Source organism: Sulfobacillus thermosulfidooxidans (assembly GCF_001280565.1).
GTDB lineage: Bacteria > Bacillota > Sulfobacillia > Sulfobacillales > Sulfobacillaceae > Sulfobacillus > Sulfobacillus thermosulfidooxidans_A.
In genome coordinates this window covers 2,354,975-2,379,644 of record NZ_LGRO01000001.1, presented here as the reverse complement: position 1 = coordinate 2,379,644, position 24,670 = coordinate 2,354,975, and the positions used below count along the sequence as shown (strand labels likewise).

Annotated in this window: 22 protein-coding genes; 4 read left to right on the top strand and 18 right to left on the bottom strand. The window is 47.8% G+C overall.

What is annotated here, in order from left to right:
- Positions 1-85 precede the first annotated feature (85 nt).
- The 12 genes from AOA63_RS11740 to AOA63_RS11685 all read right to left on the bottom strand — a co-directional run bounded on the left by AOA63_RS11740 (position 86) and on the right by AOA63_RS11685 (position 16,727).
- Positions 86-787, bottom strand: a complete 702-nt coding sequence (locus AOA63_RS11740; RefSeq protein WP_053959872.1) for an aspartate/glutamate racemase family protein — start codon at positions 785-787, stop codon at positions 86-88.
- A 98-nt stretch (positions 788-885) separates the two neighbouring features.
- Positions 886-1,839, bottom strand: coding sequence for an ABC transporter permease (locus tag AOA63_RS11735; protein ID WP_053959871.1), 954 nt, complete (start codon positions 1,837-1,839; stop codon positions 886-888).
- On the bottom strand, positions 1,836-2,759 hold the full coding sequence (locus AOA63_RS11730) for an ABC transporter permease (protein WP_171822702.1): 924 nt from the start codon (positions 2,757-2,759) through the stop codon (positions 1,836-1,838). Before AOA63_RS11730 ends, AOA63_RS11735 begins: the two co-directional genes overlap by 4 nt.
- A 64-nt stretch (positions 2,760-2,823) precedes the next feature.
- Positions 2,824-4,599 (bottom strand): peptide ABC transporter substrate-binding protein, encoded by a 1,776-nt coding sequence (locus AOA63_RS11725; protein ID WP_053959870.1) that lies wholly within the window; start codon positions 4,597-4,599, stop codon positions 2,824-2,826.
- Positions 4,600-4,691: 92 nt separating this feature from the next.
- Positions 4,692-6,035 carry a TldD/PmbA family protein gene (locus AOA63_RS11720; RefSeq protein ID WP_053959869.1) on the bottom strand — a complete coding sequence of 448 codons (1,344 nt, stop codon included), beginning with the start codon at positions 6,033-6,035 and terminating at the stop codon, positions 4,692-4,694.
- Complete coding sequence (locus tag AOA63_RS11715) at positions 6,032-7,453, bottom strand: TldD/PmbA family protein (RefSeq protein ID WP_053959868.1); 1,422 nt, start codon at positions 7,451-7,453, stop codon at positions 6,032-6,034. The genes AOA63_RS11720 and AOA63_RS11715 overlap by 4 nt, the downstream gene beginning before the upstream one ends.
- Positions 7,454-7,728: 275 nt before the next feature.
- The gene (locus AOA63_RS11710) at positions 7,729-9,933 is read right to left on the bottom strand and encodes a hypothetical protein (protein WP_053959867.1); all 2,205 of its coding nucleotides are present in this window, start codon (positions 9,931-9,933) and stop codon (positions 7,729-7,731) included.
- A gap of 27 nt (positions 9,934-9,960) precedes the next feature.
- Positions 9,961-10,803 carry a carbohydrate ABC transporter permease gene (locus AOA63_RS11705; RefSeq protein ID WP_053959866.1) on the bottom strand — a complete coding sequence of 281 codons (843 nt, stop codon included), beginning with the start codon at positions 10,801-10,803 and terminating at the stop codon, positions 9,961-9,963.
- 18 nt (positions 10,804-10,821) lie between these two features.
- Entirely contained in the window at positions 10,822-11,721 is a 900-nt protein-coding gene (locus AOA63_RS11700; RefSeq protein ID WP_053959865.1) for a carbohydrate ABC transporter permease, read from the bottom strand.
- Positions 11,718-12,989: an ABC transporter substrate-binding protein gene (locus AOA63_RS11695; RefSeq protein ID WP_053959864.1), complete on the bottom strand. Its 1,272-nt coding sequence runs from the start codon at positions 12,987-12,989 to the stop codon at positions 11,718-11,720. Before AOA63_RS11695 ends, AOA63_RS11700 begins: the two co-directional genes overlap by 4 nt.
- Positions 12,990-13,052: 63 nt before the next feature.
- Positions 13,053-16,088 carry a substrate-binding domain-containing protein gene (locus AOA63_RS11690; RefSeq protein WP_053959863.1) on the bottom strand — a complete coding sequence of 1,012 codons (3,036 nt, stop codon included), beginning with the start codon at positions 16,086-16,088 and terminating at the stop codon, positions 13,053-13,055.
- 345 nt (positions 16,089-16,433) lie between these two features.
- Positions 16,434-16,727 carry a ferritin-like domain-containing protein gene (locus tag AOA63_RS11685; RefSeq protein WP_053959862.1) on the bottom strand — a complete coding sequence of 98 codons (294 nt, stop codon included), beginning with the start codon at positions 16,725-16,727 and terminating at the stop codon, positions 16,434-16,436.
- 315 nt (positions 16,728-17,042) lie between these two features.
- On the opposite strand from AOA63_RS11685, the gene AOA63_RS11680 reads away from it, so the two are divergent.
- The 3 genes from AOA63_RS11680 to AOA63_RS11675 are packed head-to-tail and all read left to right on the top strand — an operon-like array spanning position 17,043 to position 19,450.
- Positions 17,043-17,879, top strand: coding sequence for an MMPL family transporter (locus tag AOA63_RS11680; RefSeq protein ID WP_171822701.1), 837 nt, complete (start codon positions 17,043-17,045; stop codon positions 17,877-17,879).
- 57 nt (positions 17,880-17,936) lie between these two features.
- Positions 17,937-18,407, top strand: a complete 471-nt coding sequence (locus AOA63_RS19795; protein ID WP_171822700.1) for a hypothetical protein — start codon at positions 17,937-17,939, stop codon at positions 18,405-18,407.
- A complete protein-coding gene (locus AOA63_RS11675) occupies positions 18,347-19,450 on the top strand; it encodes an MMPL family transporter (RefSeq protein WP_171822699.1) in 1,104 nt (367 codons plus the stop codon). Before AOA63_RS19795 ends, AOA63_RS11675 begins: the two co-directional genes overlap by 61 nt.
- A 194-nt stretch (positions 19,451-19,644) precedes the next feature.
- On the opposite strand, the gene AOA63_RS11670 is transcribed toward AOA63_RS11675, so the two are convergent.
- The 5 genes from AOA63_RS11670 to AOA63_RS11655 form a co-directional block, all read right to left on the bottom strand.
- On the bottom strand, positions 19,645-19,875 hold the full coding sequence (locus tag AOA63_RS11670) for a type II toxin-antitoxin system Phd/YefM family antitoxin (protein WP_053959859.1): 231 nt from the start codon (positions 19,873-19,875) through the stop codon (positions 19,645-19,647).
- 63 nt (positions 19,876-19,938) lie between these two features.
- Positions 19,939-21,105: an MFS transporter gene (locus tag AOA63_RS11665; protein ID WP_171822698.1), complete on the bottom strand. Its 1,167-nt coding sequence runs from the start codon at positions 21,103-21,105 to the stop codon at positions 19,939-19,941.
- A gap of 247 nt (positions 21,106-21,352) precedes the next feature.
- Positions 21,353-21,682, bottom strand: a complete 330-nt coding sequence (locus AOA63_RS19375; protein WP_139061581.1) for a hypothetical protein — start codon at positions 21,680-21,682, stop codon at positions 21,353-21,355.
- Between the two features lie 128 nt (positions 21,683-21,810).
- Positions 21,811-22,197, bottom strand: coding sequence for a hypothetical protein (locus AOA63_RS11660; RefSeq protein WP_053959858.1), 387 nt, complete (start codon positions 22,195-22,197; stop codon positions 21,811-21,813).
- A 260-nt stretch (positions 22,198-22,457) separates the two neighbouring features.
- A complete protein-coding gene (locus AOA63_RS11655; RefSeq protein ID WP_139061580.1) occupies positions 22,458-22,985 on the bottom strand; it encodes a hypothetical protein in 528 nt (175 codons plus the stop codon).
- A 345-nt stretch (positions 22,986-23,330) separates the two neighbouring features.
- Here AOA63_RS11655 and AOA63_RS11650 point away from each other — a divergent pair, with 345 nt between their 5' ends.
- A complete protein-coding gene (locus tag AOA63_RS11650) occupies positions 23,331-23,828 on the top strand; it encodes a PaaI family thioesterase (RefSeq protein WP_053959856.1) in 498 nt (165 codons plus the stop codon).
- A gap of 72 nt (positions 23,829-23,900) precedes the next feature.
- On the opposite strand, the gene AOA63_RS11645 is transcribed toward AOA63_RS11650, so the two are convergent.
- Complete coding sequence (locus AOA63_RS11645) at positions 23,901-24,653, bottom strand: class I SAM-dependent methyltransferase (RefSeq protein ID WP_053959855.1); 753 nt, start codon at positions 24,651-24,653, stop codon at positions 23,901-23,903.
- Positions 24,654-24,670: the final 17 nt, after the last annotated feature.

Genomic DNA, 24,670 nt, shown 5'->3' with positions numbered 1-24,670 from the left:
AGATTTGCAATGGTTATCCAATGACATGAAGCGCCATGTGATGGGGATAGGAACATAATCCAAGTCAGTCCCTAACAAGCAACTCTTAAGGTCCTTCTTGGCAAGCGGCAATCGCAGCCTCTGCCAAGATATCTGTGGCATTAAAAAGAGCGCCCGAAAAACGCGGGTGGGTAAGACCCGCATACACCACCGGGGTTTCAGTACACGCCAAAAGTATCCCGTCAGTATCGTGAGCCCATGGCTTTAACATCGCCTCTTCCAGTCTCTCGCCCCACTGAAGACGACTCCCGCCTGATTTGATTCCATCAATCACCGCCATAATTTCGTGTTGAGTCTTCGGATCGGGATACACCGCCGTGATGCCCCGTTTTGCGAAAGCTCCATCATATAACCCCAAGGTACACGTCGGTGTCGTGGCGACAATCCCAATTCGCCGGGAAGCTGACGCCTGAATGTTCTCGGCAACGAGCTCGATAAGATTCAAAATAGGTACCGGAATGCTCGCTGCCATCTCGTCGTAATAGGCATGTGTAGTCGTTGAGGGAATGACGATTACTTCCGCACCTGCTGACACCAACCGCTCCGCTGTCTGAATCAAACGGGGCAAGGGAGTGGGCCCGTGCCCCGTTAAGTGATCCAGTCGACTGGGAATCTCCGGGTCCGAGATTAACACCACCGGAAGGTGCTCTTGATCGCTTAAGGCGGGTGTCAATTCAATCACTCGGCGATAAAAATGCGCCCCAGCCAAAGGACCTAGTCCTGCCAAAATGCCTAAAGTCTTCGCCATTCGCATGATCTCCCAGTGTAAATATTCGCAAGATTAACCAGGGGTCGTCATGGGCATATTTTTTCCCTATCCCCGGTAGTCGTGATTTATCCAGAAATCTAGTGATATTGAATGCGGGGATCAACCACCGCATACAGAATATCCGCCAAAAGGTTCCCCAATATGGTCAGAACGCCCACCATCATGACAATGCCTAACAAAATCGGGTAGTCCCGCTGTTGAGCCGCGTTCCAGAATAACAAGCCCATACCGGGATAATCAAAAATAATTTCAATAATTAATGCTCCACTAAAAAGGCTTGGCAAGGACATTCCCACAAGGGTTATGAGGGGAAGCAGAGAATTTTTTAGCGCATGATGGACCAACACCGCGCGTTCACTGAGCCCTTTGGCGCGTGCCGTGCGAATGTAATCCTGCACTAACGTCTCCGCCATGGTCGAGCGCATATAGCGTCCCCACCCAGCCACTGATCCAATGATCAGCACCGTTGCGGGTAAGACCATGTGATCAAGGTAAGATCCCACCGTGGGATGGGCTAATAAAGGATTATAAAGCCCCCCCGAGGGAAACCATCCAAGCGTAATCGAGAAGGTAGACACCATCAGCACGCCCAACCAAAAGGTCGGCATCGCATATAAAAAATACAACACTGCGGTCAAAATATGGTCTATGACTTGGTCGCGATGCACGGCTTGATAAATGCCGACAATCACCGCTAACACGTGGGAAATAGCAATAGCCGTCACCACAAGAATCAGCGTGCGCGGCAAGTTCGTCAGAATAAGACTCGCGACGCTCTGATGATAAGTGTACGCGTATCCCAAGTGCCCTCGCACTAATTGTCCCAGCCAAATCAGGTACTGCATCCATAACGGTTTATTCAGCCCGAGCGATCGATTGATCTGGGCGATCAAGGCTGGGGTGGCTTTGTCGCCCAGCATCATCACCGCGGGTCCTCCGGGGACGACATGAATCAACACAAAACTAATAATCGATAACAGCAGTAACGTCGGTACAGCCTGCAAAAGCCGTTCCAGACTGTATCGCATCATTCCGATGCACCTCCTCGCACTTTCTGATCCATGCGCGTATCCAACGCCGCTCGGAACGCATCCCCGATAAAACTAATGGAGAGAACCGTCCACAATACCGCAAGTCCGGGTGGATAAATCAGCCACCAGGTATGTTGCGGCAAATAGGTCATAGCATCCGCCAACATCGCTCCCCAATTAGGGGTAGGTGGGGGTAATCCCATCCCTAAAAAGCTCAGGGATGCGATAACTAGTACAGAATCCGCTACCATGAATGTAGTGGCGACTATCACGGTCCCCAAGATGTTCGGAAACAGATGGCGCAGGGCAATGTGTCCGAGACTCCCTCCCATAGCACGCGAAGCTTCCACATACAGACGATGTTTTAACGACAAGACTTCTGCCCGCACCAGTCGACTAACCCCATGCCACGATGTCAGAGCGATTAATACCACCAAAAGCCCTGCACTTGGGGTCACCAAGGAATCCAGAAAAATGAGTAAGAAGAGTCCCGGGATGGCACGAAGCAAATCGACCAACCGCATCATAAGCGCATCCAGCCATCCTCCCACATATCCAGCTACCATCCCATAGATAATCCCGATTCCCATGGCTGAAATGGCTGCTGCAAATCCCACTTCTAAGGACATTTGCCCCCCTAACATCAAGCGGGCAAGCATGTTACGCCCGAGATTATTAGTCCCCAACGGAAACTGGGCCGAAGGTGGCTTCAAAATAGCGGTGAGATGCAATGTATAAGGATTGGCCCGGTAAATCAAGGGACCCACAAAAGAGAAGCCGACGAGAAGAACGAGCCCGATAATCCCCATCCATGCTAAGGGATGGTGCCAAAAGATGCGTCGAAATCGCGACGGGCCAGGATTTTCTTGCATCTCTTCTTCTGTTTCTATCGTTTGTACTTCAGAATACGTCACAGACATTTATGGCATCCCTCCCTTCGATGATTCGTGACGTGGCGCCTTTTAAAGATCCAGACTTTCCCAACTATTGCGGGCTGACCCACCAATACTGCGGCGAAATGGAATCGGTAAAGTGATTAGCGGATGATCTCACCCCATGCACATTCTTAGCGACTTCGGAAAGGCCTTCTGGTACCGGCATCCACAAATTGGGCAGATGTTTCGCAGCAAAGAGTTCATAAGCATCTAACGCCTTCTGTGATGCCGCAGGAGACGGTTGCGGCGCATGGGTCGCCGCGATGAGAGCGTTCATCGTGGGATTGGAGTAGCCATAGAAGTTATAGCCGCCACCGGTTTCATACATGCCTCCACCCGTCGGGTAACTCCCCCCGTAGCTCCATCCGAGACCGGTTTGGATTTCCCATTTGGTGGGTTGATGGTGATATTGCAACATGGTTGCAAACGGCAAGGGCGTTAAGGACACCTTAATCCCTTCCTTGGCCCAGTCTTGTTGGAGAATTTGTACCATAGCCAACGTCGTACTACTGCCGGCATCATATTCCACATTAAACTCCAGTTTCTGCCCCTTGTTATTCGTCATCACGTGATTGACCATGTGCCATCCATTTTTCTCCAACAAATGAATCGCCGCGGGAATGTTGTAGTGATACAAGGGGTGAATCAGCTGGGGAGCTAAAAATGTTTTGGGATGTAAAGGAACCGGTCCTGTACCGGGAACACCCATGCCATTATATAAAGCATCAATAATCGCTTGTTGGTCGATGCCCATCTGCATGGCTTGGCGAACCGGTAGTTGCCTGAGAATACTACCCACCGTGGGACTGCGGAAGTTCAAGATCGTCCGTGCAATGCTGTAGCCATAAGACGGCACTAAGGTGTCATTGGTCAACTCATTGCGCTTGTCATACATGGACAGGGGGAGATAGCCCACTTGTACGGTGCCGGTTTGTAATCCATTGACCTCAGATGTTTCGGAGGTTTCGTAGGCCAAGACAAATTTGTCGATATAAGGTTTGTGCCCATCATAGTGCGCATTCGGAGTAAACGTCCATGAGACGTTTTGAATGGCATTGGTCAAACGAAAGGGACCGTCAACAACTTTAAAGAAATTAACGTTGGTGCCGTTACTGGCCAAATAACTGAGTTCCTGGTCAACATTATTCGGATAGCGGTTCCAGGCTTGTTCTGGCAACGGTATAAAATCACTCAGTCCATCATATTCAAACCACATCTGGTTCACGGGCTGCGTCAGCGTAATTTGAAACTCATGAGAGTTTATGACCTTAAAGCTTTTAATCAGCTGCGGGACACCGCCTGAGTCAGCGCCTGCATAGGGCCAAGGAGCGGGCGCATTGGGAGCGCTAGCGGCTTGGATCAGTTTCCAGGTAAAGGCTACATCGTTGGCCGTCACCGGCGTTCCATCTGACCAGTGCCATTTCGGATTCATTTTTACGGTGTACACGGTCCCGGATTTGTTCCAGGTAATCGAGCTGGCAATACTGCGAGAAAAATCAATTTTGCCATTGGGCGCAATGTGGAACAAACCTTTATACATCAAACTGGCGGCCCAGGCATCATATAAACTATTGTAAGCCACAGGTCTCAACGGCAAATACCAGTTGATCGAAACTAAGGGGCCCAGTGCTTGAATAATCGTGCCGCCCTTGACCGGTTTCAACGCGGCAGTGGTCGTCGCGGTGGCTGTTGCCGGACTACTACTGGTCGATGAGGACGTCGGGGCGTTTGCGCTGGCGTTTCCGCATCCCGCGAGAAGCAAAGGCAAAAGAGAAATGGTGGCTCCGGAAGCCAGCAACGAGAAATGACGATGGCGATTCTTCATGCTAAATATCCTCCTTTAAAATATTAATCTTCAATCGCTGTAGGTGTCCTAAACGGGAGCGATAGGGGTTTAATCATTCTCTTCGTGCGGTCTTACTGCCGGACTTGAATATCCGCCCCATCGATTAACAAAGGGGGTAAAAAGCCTGGGGCCACAGTCATCATCCCTTGCGGCACCCATTGATTGTCATCTCCCACTGCTAACAATTGATGGGTTAAAGCATCCAGGGCATTGAGACTGACCACAACATTTTTGGCACGGCCGGTTATAACCCCATGTTCCATGACATAAAGCTCACTGGCATTTCCCGCGATATCGCCCCGAATAGGATTGGTAGGACGAGCGCCGATCCACCCATTTAATACAAGCAACATGGGAAAACGATTTCCCCACTCAGTCAGATTTCCCGCTCCCCCAGATACAATCAAATTGGCGGGTAAGGAAGCTGGAGGCACGCCAGGATTGCGGCGATATCCCATGCCTTGGGGTTCTTGCCCTATGCGTCTTGCGCTATCTCGATCAAGAATGAAGTGTTTTAAGATGCCTTGTTCAATTAATGAGATGGCCCGAGTAGACGTGCCCTCGTCATCCCATGGACCCGTACGGGGCGCACCCGAAATAGTGGGGTCGCTCGTCAGCGTTAATAAGGGGGAAAGTACGGATTGACCAATTTTGTCGTCCCATGGTGAACTTCCAGCCAACAAAGTAGGGCCGGATAGCCGCGTTAAAATCGGCGTTAAGAGACTCATCACGACCGTTGGCAGAAAGACAACAGGATATTTTCCCGGTTGTACAGGCACAATGGGTTGTCCTAATCGAAACCGTTGTTCCACCACATCTCCCAATTCAGAGATCTTGGACAACGCATCCGGTCCCAGTCGCGTCTCGGTTACAGCGTGAAAATCTGTATCACTCACAAGACGCCCCCCGGCCGATATTGACCAATATCCCCGGGTGAAGCCCACATGCCCTCCCAACGAATTACTCAGGTGCGTTTGTGTTTCCTCATAGGAAATCGACACCGCCGGACGAAACCGGGAATCCAACTGCTCGAGCCTGTCATACAACTCCCGGGCCGTCCCCATCATTGACGACATCCACGAAGGATCCCATTTAGAAGAAGAATATCCTGTTTTTTCCTCTAAGAGAGGTTCGTCCAAGCAGGTATCCGGGCCAGTTTTTGCCGCCGCATAGGCTTCGTTTTTGAGTTGTGTCCAAGGTTGCGTTCGAGAGGAAGCGTATCCTAATCGTCCATCGTCAATCACACGTACAGCACGCACCTCTTCCGTTCCATGCTGAACCAAGGGAGGCTGTCCCCTCTTTATTTCCACAGACCACGTTGACCGCTTAATCTCCGTACTATCCCCGACTTCACCCGCACGCCAAGAAGGAATGGGACCTTCATGTTCTTCTCTAGCTATGAGGTTGTCTATCATCGTCCACGACCTCCTACTATGCAGCGTTCAATCCGCAATGATGGGGCATGATGGCTTACTGGTAATGGCATTTGTCCAGCTTTGCCACATCCTCCTCCGCCTTCATAGCGAGTAAAATCATTACCAATCGCGGTAATTTGCTGAAGGGTAGTAAAAACATTGCCGGTGAGGACAGCATTTCGAACAGGCCGCGTGATCTTGCCATCCTCGATGAGATAGGCTTCCGCGGCAAGGAATGTAAAGAGTTCCCCATTCGTTTGTCCCCCATGAGTGCCCTTGGCATAAATGCCTCGCTTAATGTCCTGAAAAAGATCCTCAAAATCCGTATCACCGGGTGCAATGACGGTATTACGCATCCGCACAATAGGGGGAAAACGGTAATGTAAAGCGCGCGCGTTGCCTGTTGGCCGCTCGCCCATATACGCCGCAGTTTCGCGGGAATGCAGTCTACCGACCAAAACTCCGTCTTTGATCAAGTCCACGTCTTGCGCCGGCATACCTTCATCATCAAAAGGAAGATAACCCCGGCTCCCCATGTCCTTGCCTGTGTCATAAATATGCAAATTCGGAGGGCCAAACTGTCGTCCTAAGACCATCTGGTCCAAAAGGCCAACATCTCCCACCTGACCATCCGCCTCACTCAAATGGCCAAAAGCTTCGTGAGCAAAAACACCGGCAAGATACGGGTCGACCACAACCGTGTATTCTCCACCTTCCACTTCGGGTGCATCTAATAAGGCCACGGCGCTCCTTGCAGCATCTTTGACGGCATCGTCCAGTTTTCTGAACACACCGAAATCGTTTGACGACCCAAAGGAGACTCCGCGCTGGGCAACGCCGTTGAAATTACGTGCCATGACGATGATATTACCGCCAAGATCGAGTTTTTCTTGCTCAATGGCACTTCCTCGGCTATCGGCAAACCATAGATGACGGTAACGATCGAAATAACGCCCCGTAACCGATTTCACCTGGGGATGTGTCGTGTGCGCGATCTCGGCATAATGCAGCAAGAGATGGATTTTGGATTCCACTGAAACATCTAACGGATTTTCCCGGGTTGCTAATCGCTGAACCGAATAGACAGTATCTGCCGGAGCCGATGAATCCTGAAATACCCCAGGGAAATCGGAGGGATTCTGCCACTTGGCCAGCAATTTGGCGTCCTGAATGTGACGCGGTAAATTGTCCCAACCGTCGAAATGGACAAATCCCACTGCTCCTTGGTGAAAGACGCGAACATTTCCCCCTATTTCGACCTCATGCGCCTGATGGCGTATGTGATCATTTAACGTCTCCAGATTTGTAGATTCGTTGTATTCAAGACGTATTTCGATGTAATCAACATCCCCTTGAGATGCCATCAATGCACGTAGGGCATTCAAGATACTGTCATCTTGAGACTCTCGGTTCCACACCAGAATTTTCACCTCGTTGATATTCAGTCTTGATTTAACCAATATTGGCGCAAAATTCTCGCTTCGCAATGGAATATCGTCCAAATTTATCGCAATTGCTTTTTTATCAAATTTTGATTATAGAAAAGGCAAAAGAAAGTTATTACGTGGGCTATCGGATCGTAAGTAAATATAAAATTGCCTATTTAAAGTGTAAGACTCTCCAACTATTTTCTGATTGCATTATCCATCGAAGATATCCAAAAGATATTTTTTATATCCTATGAAGTTTCATATCATCTATCTGGACGGGATTTTCTCACCATTACCGATGCCCCCGCCTTAGTAAGATAAATGCGGTGTGCATTATAGCGAGCACCGTCCGCGTTGATAACTTCAAGCCCTTGTCCCAATGTGACTGTCCATGGTTGCGTAGTAACAATCCTATAGATCTCATTATTTGACGACCGTGTAAACTCACAATCAAGGAAATTTGTACCGATCCGAATTTTGAATAGGCTGGCCTGGTTCCATTGCGATGGCATAAAGGGTTCAAAGTATATCGACGATGCTGCCGCATTGGGATGAATACCAAAAAATCCTGTTACCACTGGGTACCATAATCCATAGGCCGTCCATGCTTGCACAAAGCATCCATAATCAGGCGACATTTCTGATATCGTTCCAGGCGATCGGATATCAATGGTTTTGGCAATTTCTTGGATCCACTGTAACGCATCATCGGCATTGCCGTATTGAATTTCGGCCACGGCTTGTACCCCAGTCGAAATGGTCATCATCTCGTCACGGTCGATGCCGGAAAGATACAATCCATAAGGACCATGAAATTCTTCCGAGGTTCGCATTCGCCTTAACGCACGCTGAGCCCAAGAATTGGGAGCCATTCCGGTTTCCATGGGAGTATTGATAATCCAATTCTTCATAAGATAAACGTCTTCGCCGCCAGGTCGTTTATAGTGCTTGATATGGCGATAGTGACTCATAGCCCGAAAGTTTCCACGAAACTTGGCTCGTTTCATCCAGGTGTTCACGCGCTGATCAATGTCCGACGAAAACGCGAGAAAGTCACCGAATAATCCTTCCTCGGGAATCCAATAGTTTGTCAAAATGCGATATTTAAGCTGCTTCGCGCGTTTCAGGATGGGGTGCGCTTTCGCCGGTCCTTCCAAAATGTGGGCCATTTGCGCGTAAGCCATCAACCCCTTATAGGTGTATACCGCGGTATCGATCATGCGCAGATTTAGATCTTCAATCTCAATAATGCCATATCCCGGAGCCAGATCGCGTCCGCTGGAATCTGCCTGAGTCACCCATGCCATCGCTTGAGCCACTGCCGGATACATTTTTCGTAGCCATGTTTCATCTCCGCTCCACAAAAAAGTTTCCCACACGGCGTCACAAAATTGCGGAGCTTCTTGCATATTTCCGGGATTAAATACCACGCCCGTTGTACTAACTTCATGGATGATACGGCCATCGCCATTACAGTCTTGGGAAACATTTTTCAACAACGCGAGGGTGTCTTTAGCCCACTCATGTTGCCCAAAAGTCAATACCCCTTTGAGTGCATAGTGACTGTCGCACGCAAACCACCAGGGATATTCTGGCATTCCTGCTCCCAAACCCCGACCAATGTCCGAAACTTCCCGCATAAGCCAATCCGTTTGGTACTTTGTCCACTGCATCGCATGCATTAGCTGTGCGTCCGGAAGAGCAACCTGAGATAGCGCATCAATTTGTCGATATCGATCCGATTTAATATTCCACCACGCGTGGTGGTTTTCGGGAAAGGAGGCAACTGTGGGCTGTCCATCGCCTCCCACAATCCAATACAATAACGACCTTGTTTCTCCACACGGCACTATTAAATCATGATGGATTGATGCCGTGGCACATTCAGGAAAAACTTTTGGGGGGAGTGCCGTATCGTTAACCACTATACGTCCTGGCGGATTCGACAGACACTGCACCCACCATGAGGATGAGGTATTTTGGAATATCACCTGATGTTGCGTTTCATAGACCTGATCATAACCACGTGGTTGATTATCAAGCCAACCAGGGTGTAAGTCAGATAGAAATCCCATAATAAGTTCAAGACGTTCATCTTTATTCCCACGATTGAAAATTGTCAATTCCATCATTAATCCAGGCTCATCATCCGGGATCCAAAGTCGTCTCATGATCTCAAGAGTGTTTGTGAGAGTAAAGTGCTGATCCACAAACCATGGCCCCCGGTGAAATCCATCAGATGTTATCCATAAGGGATCAGCCCCAGAATAAGCCCATCCCAGCCAAATATTTTGCAACAATTTATTCGGATGACGCCATAGCCCTGCCATCTCCCGGGGAATATGTTCCCCTAAAGCAGGAAATGTACCATCCATGTCTCCAATGAGATAAGCACGCGTTCCCCCCACAACAAATGGCCCTCGAAGAGAAGATGTCCGGGATAGCACGGAAAGTTCCTCACCATTCATCTTACATTTACCTCCTGCTGATGCCCCTTATCGAATACCGGTGGTAGATATGCCTTCGACAAACCAGCGCTGAAACAGCAAAAATAAAATGGCCGTCGGAATCGTTGCCATGACGACAGAAGCCATGAGATACGGCCAATTAGTGAAGTACTGTTGCTGAAACATCACCATACCCAGGGGAAGGGTCCAGAGTTTGGGATTATTGGCAACCAACAATGGCAACAGAAAATTATTCCACGATCCCAGAAATGTTAATAAGGCGAGCGTCAATAAATTCGGCTTAACCATGGGCAAAGCAATCTGCCAAAACATTCGCCACCGACTTGCGCCGTCAATGATGGCCGCTTCATCTATTTCTGCGGGTATGCCTAAAAAGGCCTGCCTCATGAGAAAAACACCCATAGCGGAAATAATCGTGGGAAGAATCATTCCCCAATAGGTATTAATAAGCCCGAGGTCCCGTAACAAAATATAAGTAGGTAGCATAATCGCTTGAAACGGAATCATCAGCATGGAAATAATGCTTAAGAAAATGAGAGATCGCCCTTTAAATCGAATACGGGCCAACGCGTATCCGGCTAATGAGTCAAAAAGCAAATTACCCAGAACCACAACAAAAGCTACCAAGAGACTATTAAAAAACCACCTCGCCAAAGGCACAATTTTCCATGTGATAACAAAATTATTCCACATTATTGGATGAGGCCACCAAATAGGTGGAAAAGCAACGGACTCTCCTAGAGGCTTTAGTGCTGTCGACACGCTCCAAAGAAAAGGAATTATCATAACAAAAGCACCTGTCGTCAGTAACAAAAGATAAAAAGCTCGTAAAATCCATCCGCCAATACCGCGCGTTTGTGATCCTACCATATACGATTCCTCCAGCCATTAATATTCAATCGGTTTTCCAAGCCAATGATTTGTAGCAATGGTCGCCAACAAAACGACAACAAACAAGAACACCGTCGCCGCGGCACCTAAACCCACTTGGCCATACGAAAAAATAAACTGATAAATCAATAGAGCAATCGTAGTCGTAGAGTTTAATGGACCTCCGGTACCGCCAGAAATGATGAACGCTTGATCAAACATTTGTAACGTCCCAATCAGTCCCATCACGACGATAAAAAATGTCGCCGGTCTCAGCAAAGGTACGGTAATGTGAAAAAATCGTTGCCAACCATTGGCTCCGTCGATAGCAGCAGCTTCATATAAATTTCTTGGAATCGCTTGGAGTCCCGCAAGAAATACCACCATAAAATAACCCGAAGTACTCCATATATTGAGAATCATAATGGCGGAAAGTGCAAACCTAGGGTCGCCTATCCAATCAGGGCCGGAAATATGAAAGAGAAAATTTAGAAAGCCATTCAAGAGTCCCAGTTTATTAAAAATCCACAAAAACATCAACGATGTCACCGCCGATGAACTAATAGAAGGGAAAAAGAAAGCCAATCGAAACAGTCCTCGAGCCGGTAGATTTTGGTTCAATATTACCGCGAATATGAGGGCGACGACGGTTTGTGTCGGCATAACCACTGCAGCAAATATCACCGAATTCTTAACCGCCGTCCAAAAAAGTGGCATGGTCAATAGCTGAGTAAAGTTAGCCAATCCGACCCAATGCATTTTATTAAGCAGGTTCCATGAAAACGCACTGAGATAAAACGCATAAGCAGCAGGACCTAATGAAAATAACATTAAAAGGGCCATTGTGGGGGCCGTGAACAAATACGCAGCCCGTTGCTCTGATTTTCGCCAGGTAGGTGTGGAAAGCATGGTGGTCATGACTGACCACCATGATCTTTCAATATGGCTTCTCCTTGTTGTTGCAAAATTTCTAACGCTGCTTGCGGCGATAGACTTCCATCCACCGCTCTCAATGTCACGTTGGACAAAGTCGTATTGACATATTGGTCAAATCCGACAGGAAAATTCCAAGGTACAGCGTGGGGTAGTGACGCAATGATATTCTTGTAAATCGGATGTTTCTGATAATACGGCATATTGATCAGCGACTTCCGCACAGTGACCAGACCTCCTTGCTCAACCCATTGGGCCTGTCCCACTCCCGTTAAATATTTAATAACTTGCCATGCCTGTTCGGGATGTTTGCTGTCTTTAGTAATAGCCCATGCTGTAGGAAAATCGAGAGACACATTATTCTTGGGACCTTTGGGCAACGGAGCGATAGCAAAAGGTGTGTGGGGATATGTCTGTTGAAGATAGGGAATAGCCCAAGCTCCTTCCAACGTCATTGCTGCCCGTCCCATACCTAAAGCCTGGCCGCCCCATGTAGCCCCCACTTGAGAAGGTTGTTGGGCCACGCCACTACGGTATAAATTCACATAGAACGAAAATCCTCTCAGGGCTGCAGGCGTATTTAACGTCATTTTGGTCATGTTGGCATTCATCACGGAACCCCCCGCCTGATAAATAAACTCAGCCCAACGAGGTTCTTGGGGGGTATTAACCAATCCGTATTGTTTTTTAGCAGGATTGGTTAGTTTTTTCGCGTCGGCTACCAATTGTGCCCACGTTTTAGGTGGACCGCTAATTCCGGCAGCTCTAAATAAAGCCGGATTATAGTACAACGCCAAAGGGGATTGATCGCGCGGAATGCCATAAACGGTATTCCCTGAAACGAACATGTCTAGCGCGCCATGATAAAAATCTGACAAAGAAAAATGTGACTGCTTGATATAAGCATTTAAAGGTATGACCGCTCCCTCAGCTTCAAATGTCGGAGCCTGACCACCATTATTTAGCGTAATGATATCAGGAGCATCCCCGGCTACGAATTCTGTTTTGAGAATGGTTTCATAATTACCCGAAATGGGACGATATACTGCATGAATTCCCGGGTGCGTTTTGTTAAATTCCTCTAATTGATGATCAATAATTCCATTGGTAACATTTGTGCCAGTCCAACTGGCTACCACTATTGTGACAGGGCCTTTGGCATTTGCCGAGGTAGGAGACGTTGATCCACATCCTGACAATACAATACTCGAAACAACAGTAATTGTTCCCATCATCTTGGCACGTCGATTCATTTTTTTCACTCCTTTAACAGTTGCGAATTTTCTTACTGAATAAACTGTAAAAATGTGAGGCTGTCACTTAGCTAACACAACAGTCCAGTTTTCAGGAGACATTAAAATTCGAACCTGATTAGCATCAATATCCAACGCAAATTCACCATCAGCAACTTTGAGACCGTGAATTGTCACGCGTCCTAACTCTGCAGGCGATGTCCCGACCACCAAAGTTCGCGCAGGTGTATTGATGTCTATCTTCAACAAGCTCTGCAACATCAACCACACCGAGGCTGCCGCCCAAGCTTGGGGTGCACAGGCTAATGGATAGGGCATAGGCCGATCGTTGTCCCGTTCTCGAGGCATGCCTGAAAATAATTCGGGCATTCTCCGTTTTGGAAAAAAATTGCCCGCGGAAACCAGAGCATTTGCGATTATGGCGGCTTCATGAATATAGCCCGATCGACACATCCCGGCCACAATAATGCTCGTATCATGGGGCCAAACGCTTCCCCGATGATAACTGTACGGATCGTAAGCCCGCTCGCGAGCGCTTAAGGTGCGGATTCCCCATCCTGAAAACAGATCTTGACTTATCAGTCGATCGATCACCGCCTTTTGAAAAGGTTTAGGGATAATCCCTGTCCATAAACATTGCCCAGGATCCGAACTAATCACATCCAGCGGATTTCCGTGCCGGTCAATGGCCATGGCATAATATTGCTGTTCTGGCAGCCAGAAATGTTCATGGAACTTTTCTTGTACTCGTTGAGCCATTCCTCGATAATGAATAGCAACTTGCGCATCTCCGCTAGCTTCTTCAAGCTCAGCCATCGCGTTTAAGGCCTGAAAAACATAACCTTGAACTTCCGCAACAGCCAAAGGGGATTGGGCAAATGTGCCATCACTATAGACCATGGAATCGGCCGAATCCTTCCACGACTGAACGGACAATCCAGCTTGGTTTGAGGCATGAAACATTAACAAGCCGTGATTGGCTTCATCAATATCCTGACAGAGCCAGTTCATTGCGTCACGGGCTACGGATAAAAACCGGTCAAGTAATGCAGAATTTCCTGTTCGTTTCCACGTTTCATACAGCAGCAAAATAAAAAGAGGTGTCACATCAACCGAACCATAATAACGTCCAAAGGGCACATGGCCAAGATTCGCCAACTCCCCGTATCTTACTTCGTGAACCATTTTTCCCGGCATTTCCGATCGATCAGGGTCTATGACATGACCTTGAAAGTGTGCCATAGTCGCTAGTGTCGATTCAGCCAAATCTGGACGAAATACCAACAATTGATAAGCACTTAAGATGGCATCGCGACCAAATAACGTCCCAAACCATGGAAGACCTGCCACTAACACGGGACCTTGGCCAAAATCCGTCTGTAACATTTCGACATCGTCTTGGGACTGGTTCAACACGTGTTGCCACTCTTCATTTTCAACGATGACCTTTGGCCATTGACCAGACACACGCTGAATCGATGAATGTAAGGCTGGTGGCAATTCCCATTTCATCCGAATCTCAAAACTCCCATTGCCCTCATGAGGATCAACAACCCACCGTTTTGATCCAATTTCGCTTGTTATAGGTTCAGGGCTTACAGAAAGAGAAAACATCCGAATACGGTCGTCGCGTCCATGATACTGGTGACGTTCTCCAGAATTCCCCACGAGATCCGAATAGATCAACCCAGGCGATTCTACCGGAAACCCTCGCATTTCAAAGATGTCACGAAAATCCACTGCATGCTCAAGTTCAAACATCCACCCATTCTCGCGATCACCCCACCGTTTCCAGTCCCATCGGTCAACTAATGCCTGAGCTAAAAACCGGAGTGTTCGCCGAATTGCGAGGCTGCCGTTTTTCAAGGCAACAACATAGCGCATCACAAACTGATCTTGTTGGACATCAACCGCGACGGGTTTAGGTGCTATCCCATTTATGTAAATCATGTAATGAGAGAGCCAATGTGTATCCGCCGCGTATATTCCTTGATTCCCGGAGCGTCTCTCAATAAAACCGTCATCCGACCAAAGACTGAATGACGGTCCGGTTTTGAGAGTAATCTTCTCAGAAGAACGTTGATATAACGGTCCCGTTGGATTTACAGCACTACTTTGTCGCACAATGAGTTGTGGCAAAAAAAGTTCCGGGCGCGCTATTTCTCCTTCTAAGAGATTTATTAGCCGCTCCGCCAACATCTCCCCTAAATGCTGCGGTTGTTGGGCAATGGTTGTTAATGCCGGAATAAATTCATGGGCCAAAGGGCTATCATCAAAACCCACAACGGACAAATCGCGGGGAACTTGCAGTCCAATGTCGGTCGCTGCCCGAATGGCACCAATGGCCATCAAGTCACTCGCTGCAAAAATCGCGGTCGGCCGCGGATTTTTGACAAGCAATTCGCGAGTTAACCGATAACCCGCATCCATAGTCAAATCACCTTCACGAATAATGGCACTTAAGGACGCATCGAAATGTTGCAGCGTTTCTTGATATCCTATACAACGTAAACGTCCATAAAGATATTTTTGTGGAGCAGCAATGTGGGCGATGCGTCGATGGCCCAGTTCCAACAAGTGGCGCGTGGCCATCATCCCGCCTTGCATGTTATCCACGTCAAGCCATGCAACAGGCAATTCCGAACGACCAAATAGTAAAAGCGGCACTCCGGATTGATAAAGTTGCTTGACCCGGACATCATCTTGTTCCACTTCCAACAGCAGAATTCCATCGATACGTTTACGTTGGATCGAATTAATAATGTCATTAACCGTGGTTTCCGACGGAAGCAACACAACTTGATAATCGTGCCGTTGTGCACCTAACATAAAACCAGATGATAACATCGCGAAAAACGGGTCGGAAAGGCTGTCGATCCGCGGCACCAAAATTCCAAGGGCAAGAGCCGTTTTACTCGCCAACCCTCGACCAGCCATACTCGGATGATAGTTTAATTCTTTGATGACTTGTAAAACCTTTTCTCTTGTGCGTTCCGATACGTTTCCGCGATTATTAATGACATAGGAAACGGTCGTAGGAGACACGCCCGCCACCCTAGCTACATCTTCAATCCGCACAGCTTTTGACGCTTTATTCATCTTGACCTCACTTATTGATGTTTTTAGTGAAGCGTTTTACTAATTCTATTCACAAACAACAAATTCCTGCAATATATGCATATTTTTTTATTTTACTTAAGACTTGTATTATCAACTATTACTTATATATTTCGATAAGTTTGACTTAATCAACGATTTACGACCTTCGCACTAAGAACACACTGCCTTACGCTTAAAGTTATAAGTTTTGAGCCGTAATTGTGTATTAATCCCTTGGTTTCTGGATTGGAAAAAGAAAAAAGCGTCCAAGAATACATTCGAGGACGCGTTCTTCATAGCAATCGAAAATTCCCGTTCAATGCGTCATTGGTCTAATTAAGCGGATTAATCTGCCCGTTTAGCAATGGCTTCTTTGGTAAACAAAAATTTCTGCATCTCTTTATCAAAATGGGGCATGGAACGCCGGATCCATTCCATCAGCATGGATGCGTGTTCCATTTCGTCATTCATGTTGTGAAGCAATATGGCTTGGAGCTCCCCATCATCACAGGCTGCTGCTCTTTGCGCATACCAATCAATCGCCTCAAGCTCTTCCATCAAAGACAGGATAGCTCGATGTTGGTTGAGAATTGTGGAATTAAGCATCTGCGGATCTTCATGTAGCCCTTCATGCGCCATTTTAGGGCCTCCTTATAAATTTTTCGGGGCTATGACAACAACACGCCTAATCTTTCACCATTTTTTTACAGTCAATTTATTGTAACATAAAAAACCGTAGTGAATCTTGATGGCTGGCAGGCAATTTTTAGGCAGTAGTGTCCTCAAAATGATGCCAGCGTTTCCCGGTGACCCTATCCCGCGGCTTTTTGCATAGTGCGAGATCCTCATAGATTGAAACCATGGTACACTAATAGCATTCTTCAGACGGCAAAGATCCACCGTTTCCGGCCACAGAGAGTGAGAATTATGCAGAACGCATACCAAACCATACAGATGTGGGGCGTCATATTGCATCTCACCGGTCCTGAGGCCAGTACCATTGCCCAAGATACTGGTCTTAGTGTAATTGGCCTGATATTCGTCATTTTCATCGCATCCCTGTTTTCCAAGCTTCGTCCCATACGGACCCCCGTTGTTTTCCTTTCGGCTTGGTTGCTGGCATTTTTGTTGTGGCCAGCAGCTAGTCAGCTGGGAGCCCACGCTCAAACCAGTCAACTGTTAAGTTCGAAAAATGCCTTGTTATGGGCCGATCACATGAGTGTGCTAACCCAAGAACAAGTGTCTCTTGGCCCCATTAGCTATAATCAGGCAAGCAGTTGGCTCGTTGATGCTCCCACGTCCACATTGGTGCACTTATGGCACCAAACCCATGGTTCCATTCCGCTTGCGTCTTTAACGTTTTATGCCTTAACCCATGCCGCAACAATCATTCAAGCCCCTCATCACGGGTACTCTCAGGCCACCTCCACGTGGGTGATGCATTTACCATCCGCTGACCATGTCACCGCCTTAGACGCCAATACGGCTAACACATGGCTCAATCAGGCTGTGGAACAAAGCTTGTCACGCACAGAAATCTATGCCTTGGGCATCGCCATGATCTTGTTAATGGCGGTTTTAGGGTCTTTGTCGCTGACCATTTTGGCCTTAATGGGCGGTGCTTTAGCGACGCTTTACGCATCCGCCTTGATGGTACTTTTGACGGCCGATGGTCATTTGTCGGAATACTCGGTCAATATTATGGAGCTTCTCACCTTGGGACTAAGTATCGACTATAGCGTATTTTTGATTTTACGCTTTCGCCGCGAATATCATATGGTAAACCAATGAGAACAAAAACGGAGAGAAGCCGCTAAACAGGCCGATATCGCAACCCGCCGAAGTGTTTTGAAAGCGATTTCGATTTCCGCCACTGTTCTGATTACCGTTTTAACGGGTTTGTTATTTCTGCCGCATTCCCTTAGCGTATCTTTAGTCATCAGTGCTTGGGTGGCTGTTCTTACGACTTACGCTACGGTTCGTTGGATTACTTATCCCATTTTGCCGAGATGGCCCGCTTTGATGCACTGGGTGTCATGGAAAACATCGGCATCGGATTGGCTGGATGCAGGGTACTTCTGGTTGCAAAAGAATTTAAAGAAAATACCTCAGTGGGCACTTTCGGCTATGGTTGCTCTCATCGTTTTTGCCCTGTCGCGACCTTATCCTTCATTCACTCTCAGCACGCCGGTCAATTCTTTATCCTTGCTTCCTCAACACAGTGCACTGTATCTCGCATTGAAAAAACAACTCCTCCCATGGCACCCGGTAGTCAGGATGCCCTGGTTATCCAGCCTCCCACGTCATTTCATTCTGTAAGCACATGGCAAGCTGTCGCTGACATAACCCATATCGTACAAGAAGAAGCTCCTCATGACCGGATCACGAGTCCCACACTCCTTTTGCCACCCTCATCATTAGCGAAGTTATCCGCCGAGGCTCTTCCCGCAAGTTCTCCCGCCGACCAGCTTATCAATTATTCACAACATGTCGTGTTAATCGGGATTGTAGGACCCTCTCCTTTGCCGCGGACCCAAATAATCGATGGCGTCAACGAGCATTTGCCAAAGCATTGGCAATTTGGCATGACAGGCGGTAACAGGGCCTATACCGCGACGGCCAATACAGGATTAATACATGGGTTAATAGGCGTCATGATCTTGGGAATATTCGGCACGATTATTGCCATGAGATATTTAATGAAAGGATGGATGGCAGGCATTTTGGCAGCGTCTTTTGATCTCACCATTTTGTTATCAGGCATGCGAATTGCTCAGCACTGGGCATTACAATCTCAGTATATTCTTCTCTTCCCGATGATTATCGTCGTCGTAAGTCTCTTAATGGCTTTATCGTTGGATTACGAAATTCTACTCGTCCATGATATCGGCAAGGACATCACCCGGGAATCTATTGGTACAGCGCTTAGCGAAACCGGTGGTAGTATCACAGGAGCCGGTGTCATCATCGCTTCCACGTTCCTCACGCTCATCGCCACCCCGGTCCCATTTTTGCAGCTTACCGGCCTCATTATCGGAGTCAGTTTATCAGTGGATACGCTTATTGTCCGTTCCCTCCTGATCCCGACCACATTAATGCTAATTTATGATCCATGGCCATCCTTAACATCAGGACTATTCACGCGAGTCAACAGGGAGCGCATTATGGAAAAAGGTATTGTATTCGCTACCCTCACCGCACTTAGTGGCTTAATCCTGGTGAGTGCCTGGCATACCGTGATTGTTCCTCAGCCTATTCCCAGTTGGACCATTTCCCACTCGTCATCCCTGTTAGGGTTTGGTACAGTATGGCAGAGTTTCAGCACCTCACTACACACGTTTTTTACCTCTTGGCACATATAATCCTGCATGCATTTTACGTGTATCTGCTGATCTCTCTTACGGCCTTTCCACGAAATTATATGCCATTTCATGCAGTGCTTCTTATAGTAGTGAAAATAGGGACTTTACCATAATCCGTCATCGTTTTCGTTCGTTGTCAGCCGCCCTCTCAAAAGGGCTTTGGCAGGTATAGAAAAACACAATAATAGCCGCCATTAATCTTTGGTATCCTCTTCACAAAGAGGTCCTTCACACGCTGCTTCCGCTGTCTGTGCCTTCCATAATTCATCTTGCATGTGCTGAATTCGCTGCCATTCTTGATAGGAAACCAACACGGCAAGCGGAGTGCTTTCCTCTTCTATCACGACAGGTTTTTTATGAATGCGTTGAAGCAAATCTTCCCAGTGACTTTGCAGGTCTTTCACCAAATCCGTCTTGGAAATCATTTTTTCTCCTATCCCCACACAACATTTTTTGAATAGAACATTTCCCTCTGAGGACCAAATCCATTACGCTGTCCGCTGTGCCGACATAGATGCCGCGTCATCTTTTGTGACAAACGGCACGGCCAAAGCTATCAATCCCATGAGGACTATAATGCCCAACCACCATACCGGAGCCGCAATGACTAAGGGACCTAACACAACCGGAATCACCGCAACGCCGATATTTGAGGCCATACTGTAACCAGCCGTCGCTAATCCCGCCGACCCGGCATTTTGTGCTTGCCGAGCTGCTGCGTCAAGCGCTAAGGTATACCATCCATTGCCCATCATCCCAAATCCCAAAAAGGCTAATTCTAAGCCCAGGCCCCGCGGGGTCAAAAGACCCGTCAATTCGAGCGCACAGGCCAACAAAAATATTAATGATAAAACCGCTAGCAGTTTCTGAAGATGGATCCCGGTGTTTTGGCGCTCAGCAAGCCAACCAAACAGGATCGCTCCACAAGCTGACCCTATAAACGTTAAGGAGGATAAAATTCCGCCTAATACCAAGGCATGAGCAACATGCCAGTGAATCAACGCCGTCGTACTGATCGATCCATACATCACACTCACCGAGGAAATGACAAAGCCAATAAGCCACCACCGTGACACGACGATGCGAATCCGACCTAATTTTCCAGATGACTCGGAAGTAATATCGCCAAGACTTCGCCATAGCCATATCCCGACCACCAATGACGTGACAGCGCTCACCCCAAAATCCGTGCGGAGGCTTAAATGAGGTCCTAATAACGATGAGGTAGCCATGCCCAAAAACAGACAACCAATCACCAGACCGGTCGCCATTCTTGTGCGTGAGATACCGGATAACCGCAATATAGAACCAATAGGAGCGATCAAAAAGGGATAAGCCAAGGCTGCAATACCTTGTCCAATCAACAATACAGAATAGCTGGGAGCACCTACACGCATAAATAATCCGACAACGGTCAAAACGATTGACCATCGCAATATAGGCCGGGGACCGCTTTTAGCAATCCAAAATCCCGCAGGCAACGACATGATAATCATCGCATAACCATATAACGAAACCAGCAATAAAGCCAAAGCCAGGGATGCATGAAAGTGACCAATGATAGCAGGAACAAGAGGAGCGATGATAAACCAGCCGAATCCCACCATAAAAGCAAATGTCGCATAAGGCCATAATAAATGGGGATGTTCTGACACGGATCGTCCTCCCAATCTATTAATCTTTCATTTGTGTAATTTAGAATATACTATATTTACTCCACAGTTTTTTATAGGAAATTTCTCGTGACGAACGAGGCATTACCAAAACTCTGATGCGCGGCCATGTGTTTCTCAAAATGCTAGAGCCGTGGTACTCCTTTTGAATCCCTTATACGCACCCGTTGTCCCCAAGGACTGATTTCGGTCGATGTGTCGTCAATTAGACAATCTATTTATTTACATATTATGGGAATCTGTCATCTTTTGGTAGCCATTGCGCCCCCGGTAGTCGCAGGATGAGAGGTAAAGCGCGGGTAAACCCAGTGAGTATTCTCAACCGCATGGACCCACCACTGGGCACTGGGCCAAAAGGGCGTTGGGGGAATCCGTTGGCACGGAGTTCAGTGTTCGTGGCTGTTAAAGGATTAAATCCAGGAGAGGGAGGGGTTGGTGTCACTACCAGAGGCCCCCACCGAAACGACAGGGACGACGCGTTATCCTGAGATACACTCACCCATCCTACGCTAGCCAAAACAGCCAGACTCAAAAGTGTTACAACAATCCCATAACGCATATCTATCCCTCATTTCAGTCTTGTGCTGATCTCAGCAACTTCACTTATGACTTGATGGTTTTTGCCCGAGAAAAGACCTCATGAAACAATTCGCTGGACAGAGAATACGGTTTGACAACGATACGAATCTAAAGAGTCCCATCATCAATGTTTCCCCTCATGACGTAGGCGACGACGTTCTCGACTTCCGCATCGGTCGCCATGGTGGCTTGGCGCAAGATGTCCAAGGCGCGCCGGAGCTCCCATTCCACAGGACGGGAGGCCGGCCAATTATCCACTGTCGAGCGCGCCCAAATGATGGCTAACCGCTCTAACAGCGAACGCCGTCGGATCTGAGATAGCCGGACAAAATACTGCACAATGTCTTCGAATTCTTCGTCACTCACGGGAGCGAGTTCGCGAAACATCTGACCCAGCATCCGAATCTCCTCTTCTCCGGGACTTTGATAGGGCCAATCAGGATATCTAAAACGGATACAAACAGCCATCAATGATCCTAGTAAGTGAAAATCCATAAGGCCACTCCTTCTATCCCAAAACCATGAACCCGCCGAAAAAATCTTTTTCCCGTTCATCATCAAACCATCTATCTTCAAGTCTATCGCTTTCCGCGGAGTCATTCTGGCAGGTTAACATGTAAATAGAACAAAAAGAAGTGTCTTCTAAGCCTCATCACAGCATGACGTCGGCGAACGTGAAATTCTTACGCTGTTGGCCTTCTCGAGGATGATTATTCCCACCGTAACGTCCCCAAGATCGTGGAAACTTAAGGTCTTTATGAATACATGGGAACAATTTTCCCATTACGCAGTCTCATAAACCACTGGTTATTACCAATCACGCTCACGTCATGCGGCAGCTGCAAATGCCATAAACCTGCCGGACCGACGGAACAGGAAAATGTCTGCTGGTCTTGGCGAAAAATTACGGTTTTCATGGGGCGCTCGATAACGCCCCAAAGCATCGCCTGCCCCTTAGCGGGGATGATTGTCCAATTGATTGGGGCTTCGCTCGGTGTCAGTCCTGTAGAGACGACCGACGTGGTCACATCATGCCATCCCCAGAAGTTGTGAGTAAGATACCAGCCATAAAACCCATTGCCGTGGGGTTGCTCCGAGATTATCAAGCGTCCTTGGGCGAATGGTAAGGATTGGACGATTCCCGTGAACGGTGCATGATCCGCTAACAATGCGCGTTCTGGAGTCGCGTGCGTAATGATTCGATGTGCCACAATCCCCGCCATAACAAGACCAAGTAGGGCACTAAACCATCCTAATATCCGTGGTTGTGTAGGAATACTCATACGACGACACCGTCTTTCCGTCCGAGCTATACCCATATAACCTTATGATACCGAAATCACGATCTTATTTTGACAGACGCTTTAGAAAACTTTTTTGATGGTCATCTACCAATGCCCATCGTACCCGATACACGTCATTCTCTTTCCGATATGGCCCAATTTGGAGGATATTCCGTTTCATGCATCCCTAAACGTAAGGCTCACCTCAACACAACACCGCGCGCCTTATCCCCAATGTGTTCACAAATTTTTCTCGCTTATCACAAATGATCAATTTTTTGTTGATAGATGTTCCTTTGATCTCGTACCATAGATCCAAAGTATAGACAGTGGAGGCCATAAACAGTGGAAGATGCCAACAATCAAAAATCATTTTACGCCGTTCAAGACTTTTACCCCGATGATTTTGCCTGGTGTTATGGATGCGGCCGGTTAAATGACCATGGTCATCATTTTCGCACCCGGTGGAACAAGGACGAAACGCTCACCGAATATATCCCGCTCCCGCAACACATTGCGGTTCCTGGGTTTGTCTATGGAGGGCTCTTGGCATCTTTAGTGGATTGTCATAGCACGGGTTCGGCAGCCTTAGCGTTGTATCGTCGAGATGGACATGAATTAGGAGATAAAGCGCCCGTGCCCCGGTGCGTCACCGCCTCTTTAAAAATCGACTTTGTGAAACCCACTCCTCTTGGCCAACGGCTCACGGTACGGGGACACATTGTGGAAGTCGGCCAGCGTAAAGTGATTGTGCATAGCGATGTCTATGCAGGCGACCTATTATGCGCCAAAAGCGAAGTAGTCGCGGTGTTGGCACCTCAAACAATGAAACCGCCAATTTAATCACAGGCGGAAAATGCCAATACGCAAGAACCCCAGCATTCGCAAAAACTACCAGCCGTTTTTCCATGAGAATCAATCCCAAGACGGCAGCGGTTTCATCACAGCCATAATGAGCCGGTATTTATGAAACTGATTATGGCTAAAAATCGTGGAGGGAGGATGATAGGTCAAAAACTGCATAGCCTGCTGCCCTTCCTCCGAATCCGCAGGTACTGGGGCCAGCCATTGTTCCGCAGTCATGACTTCCACACTGACACCAAGCGTCATCAAATCAAAACCTGCTTCGGTAATAAGCCGAGCCCATTCGTTAGCTGAACGGGCGGCTTCATGTGAGGCGTCACGATATCGTTCCAGTTGATTCAGCCAATCAATGGCATCTGATGGCGCCGTCATATCGGAAATTGCCAGAAAGGTGCCAGGTTTAAGAACTCGCCGCGCTTCTTCTAAAAAACGAGCCAGATCGGAAAAGTGATGAGCAGCTCGGCGGCAGGTGATCGCATCGAAGGTATTGTCTTCCCACGGCAAATGATGAACAGTACCTTGAACCCACTGGATCTCCAAATGATTTTGTTGAGCTAAACTTTCTGCTTCGGCAAGCATTTCCTGGGTAACATCCAGTCCAATCACGCGATGTCCTTGCCTGGCTAATGCTAAAGCCGTGTGTCCTGTTCCACACGCCGCATCGAGAACCAGGCTATTTGGTGTCAAATGGAGCATCTCAATGAGATGGGTTAAATCGTGTCCGTGGGCATGGGGTGCACTGTTGCGGTAGGCTTCATGGTAGCGGCCAAAATATTTCTGCACCAATTCGTCTGAGGAACTCACCGTGTTCTTCCTCTCAA

Excerpts from the sequence above, each read along its gene's own strand:
- AOA63_RS11695 (WP_053959864.1), bottom strand. The coding sequence starts at position 12,989 with ATGAATCGACGTGCCAAGATGATGGGAACAATTACTGTTGTTTCGAGT.
- AOA63_RS11670 (WP_053959859.1), bottom strand. The coding sequence starts at position 19,875 with ATGATTTCCAAGACGGATTTGGTGAAAGACCTGCAAAGTCACTGGGAA.
- AOA63_RS11680 (WP_171822701.1), top strand. The coding sequence starts at position 17,043 with ATGTGGGGCGTCATATTGCATCTCACCGGTCCTGAGGCCAGTACCATT.
- AOA63_RS11720 (WP_053959869.1), bottom strand. The coding sequence starts at position 6,035 with ATGATAGACAACCTCATAGCTAGAGAAGAACATGAAGGTCCCATTCCT.
- AOA63_RS11735 (WP_053959871.1), bottom strand. The coding sequence starts at position 1,839 with ATGATGCGATACAGTCTGGAACGGCTTTTGCAGGCTGTACCGACGTTA.
- AOA63_RS11705 (WP_053959866.1), bottom strand. The coding sequence starts at position 10,803 with ATGGTAGGATCACAAACGCGCGGTATTGGCGGATGGATTTTACGAGCT.
- AOA63_RS11685 (WP_053959862.1), bottom strand. The coding sequence starts at position 16,727 with ATGGCGCATGAAGGGCTACATGAAGATCCGCAGATGCTTAATTCCACA.
- AOA63_RS19375 (WP_139061581.1), bottom strand. The coding sequence starts at position 21,682 with ATGCGTTATGGGATTGTTGTAACACTTTTGAGTCTGGCTGTTTTGGCT.
- AOA63_RS11730 (WP_171822702.1), bottom strand. The coding sequence starts at position 2,759 with ATGTCTGTGACGTATTCTGAAGTACAAACGATAGAAACAGAAGAAGAG.
- AOA63_RS11700 (WP_053959865.1), bottom strand. The coding sequence starts at position 11,721 with ATGACCACCATGCTTTCCACACCTACCTGGCGAAAATCAGAGCAACGG.
- AOA63_RS11660 (WP_053959858.1), bottom strand. The coding sequence starts at position 22,197 with ATGGATTTTCACTTACTAGGATCATTGATGGCTGTTTGTATCCGTTTT.
- AOA63_RS11710 (WP_053959867.1), bottom strand. The coding sequence starts at position 9,933 with ATGAATGGTGAGGAACTTTCCGTGCTATCCCGGACATCTTCTCTTCGA.
- AOA63_RS11740 (WP_053959872.1), bottom strand. The coding sequence starts at position 787 with ATGGCGAAGACTTTAGGCATTTTGGCAGGACTAGGTCCTTTGGCTGGG.
- AOA63_RS11655 (WP_139061580.1), bottom strand. The coding sequence starts at position 22,985 with ATGAGTATTCCTACACAACCACGGATATTAGGATGGTTTAGTGCCCTA.
- AOA63_RS11675 (WP_171822699.1), top strand. The coding sequence starts at position 18,347 with ATGGCACCCGGTAGTCAGGATGCCCTGGTTATCCAGCCTCCCACGTCA.
- AOA63_RS11725 (WP_053959870.1), bottom strand. The coding sequence starts at position 4,599 with ATGAAGAATCGCCATCGTCATTTCTCGTTGCTGGCTTCCGGAGCCACC.
- AOA63_RS11690 (WP_053959863.1), bottom strand. The coding sequence starts at position 16,088 with ATGAATAAAGCGTCAAAAGCTGTGCGGATTGAAGATGTAGCTAGGGTG.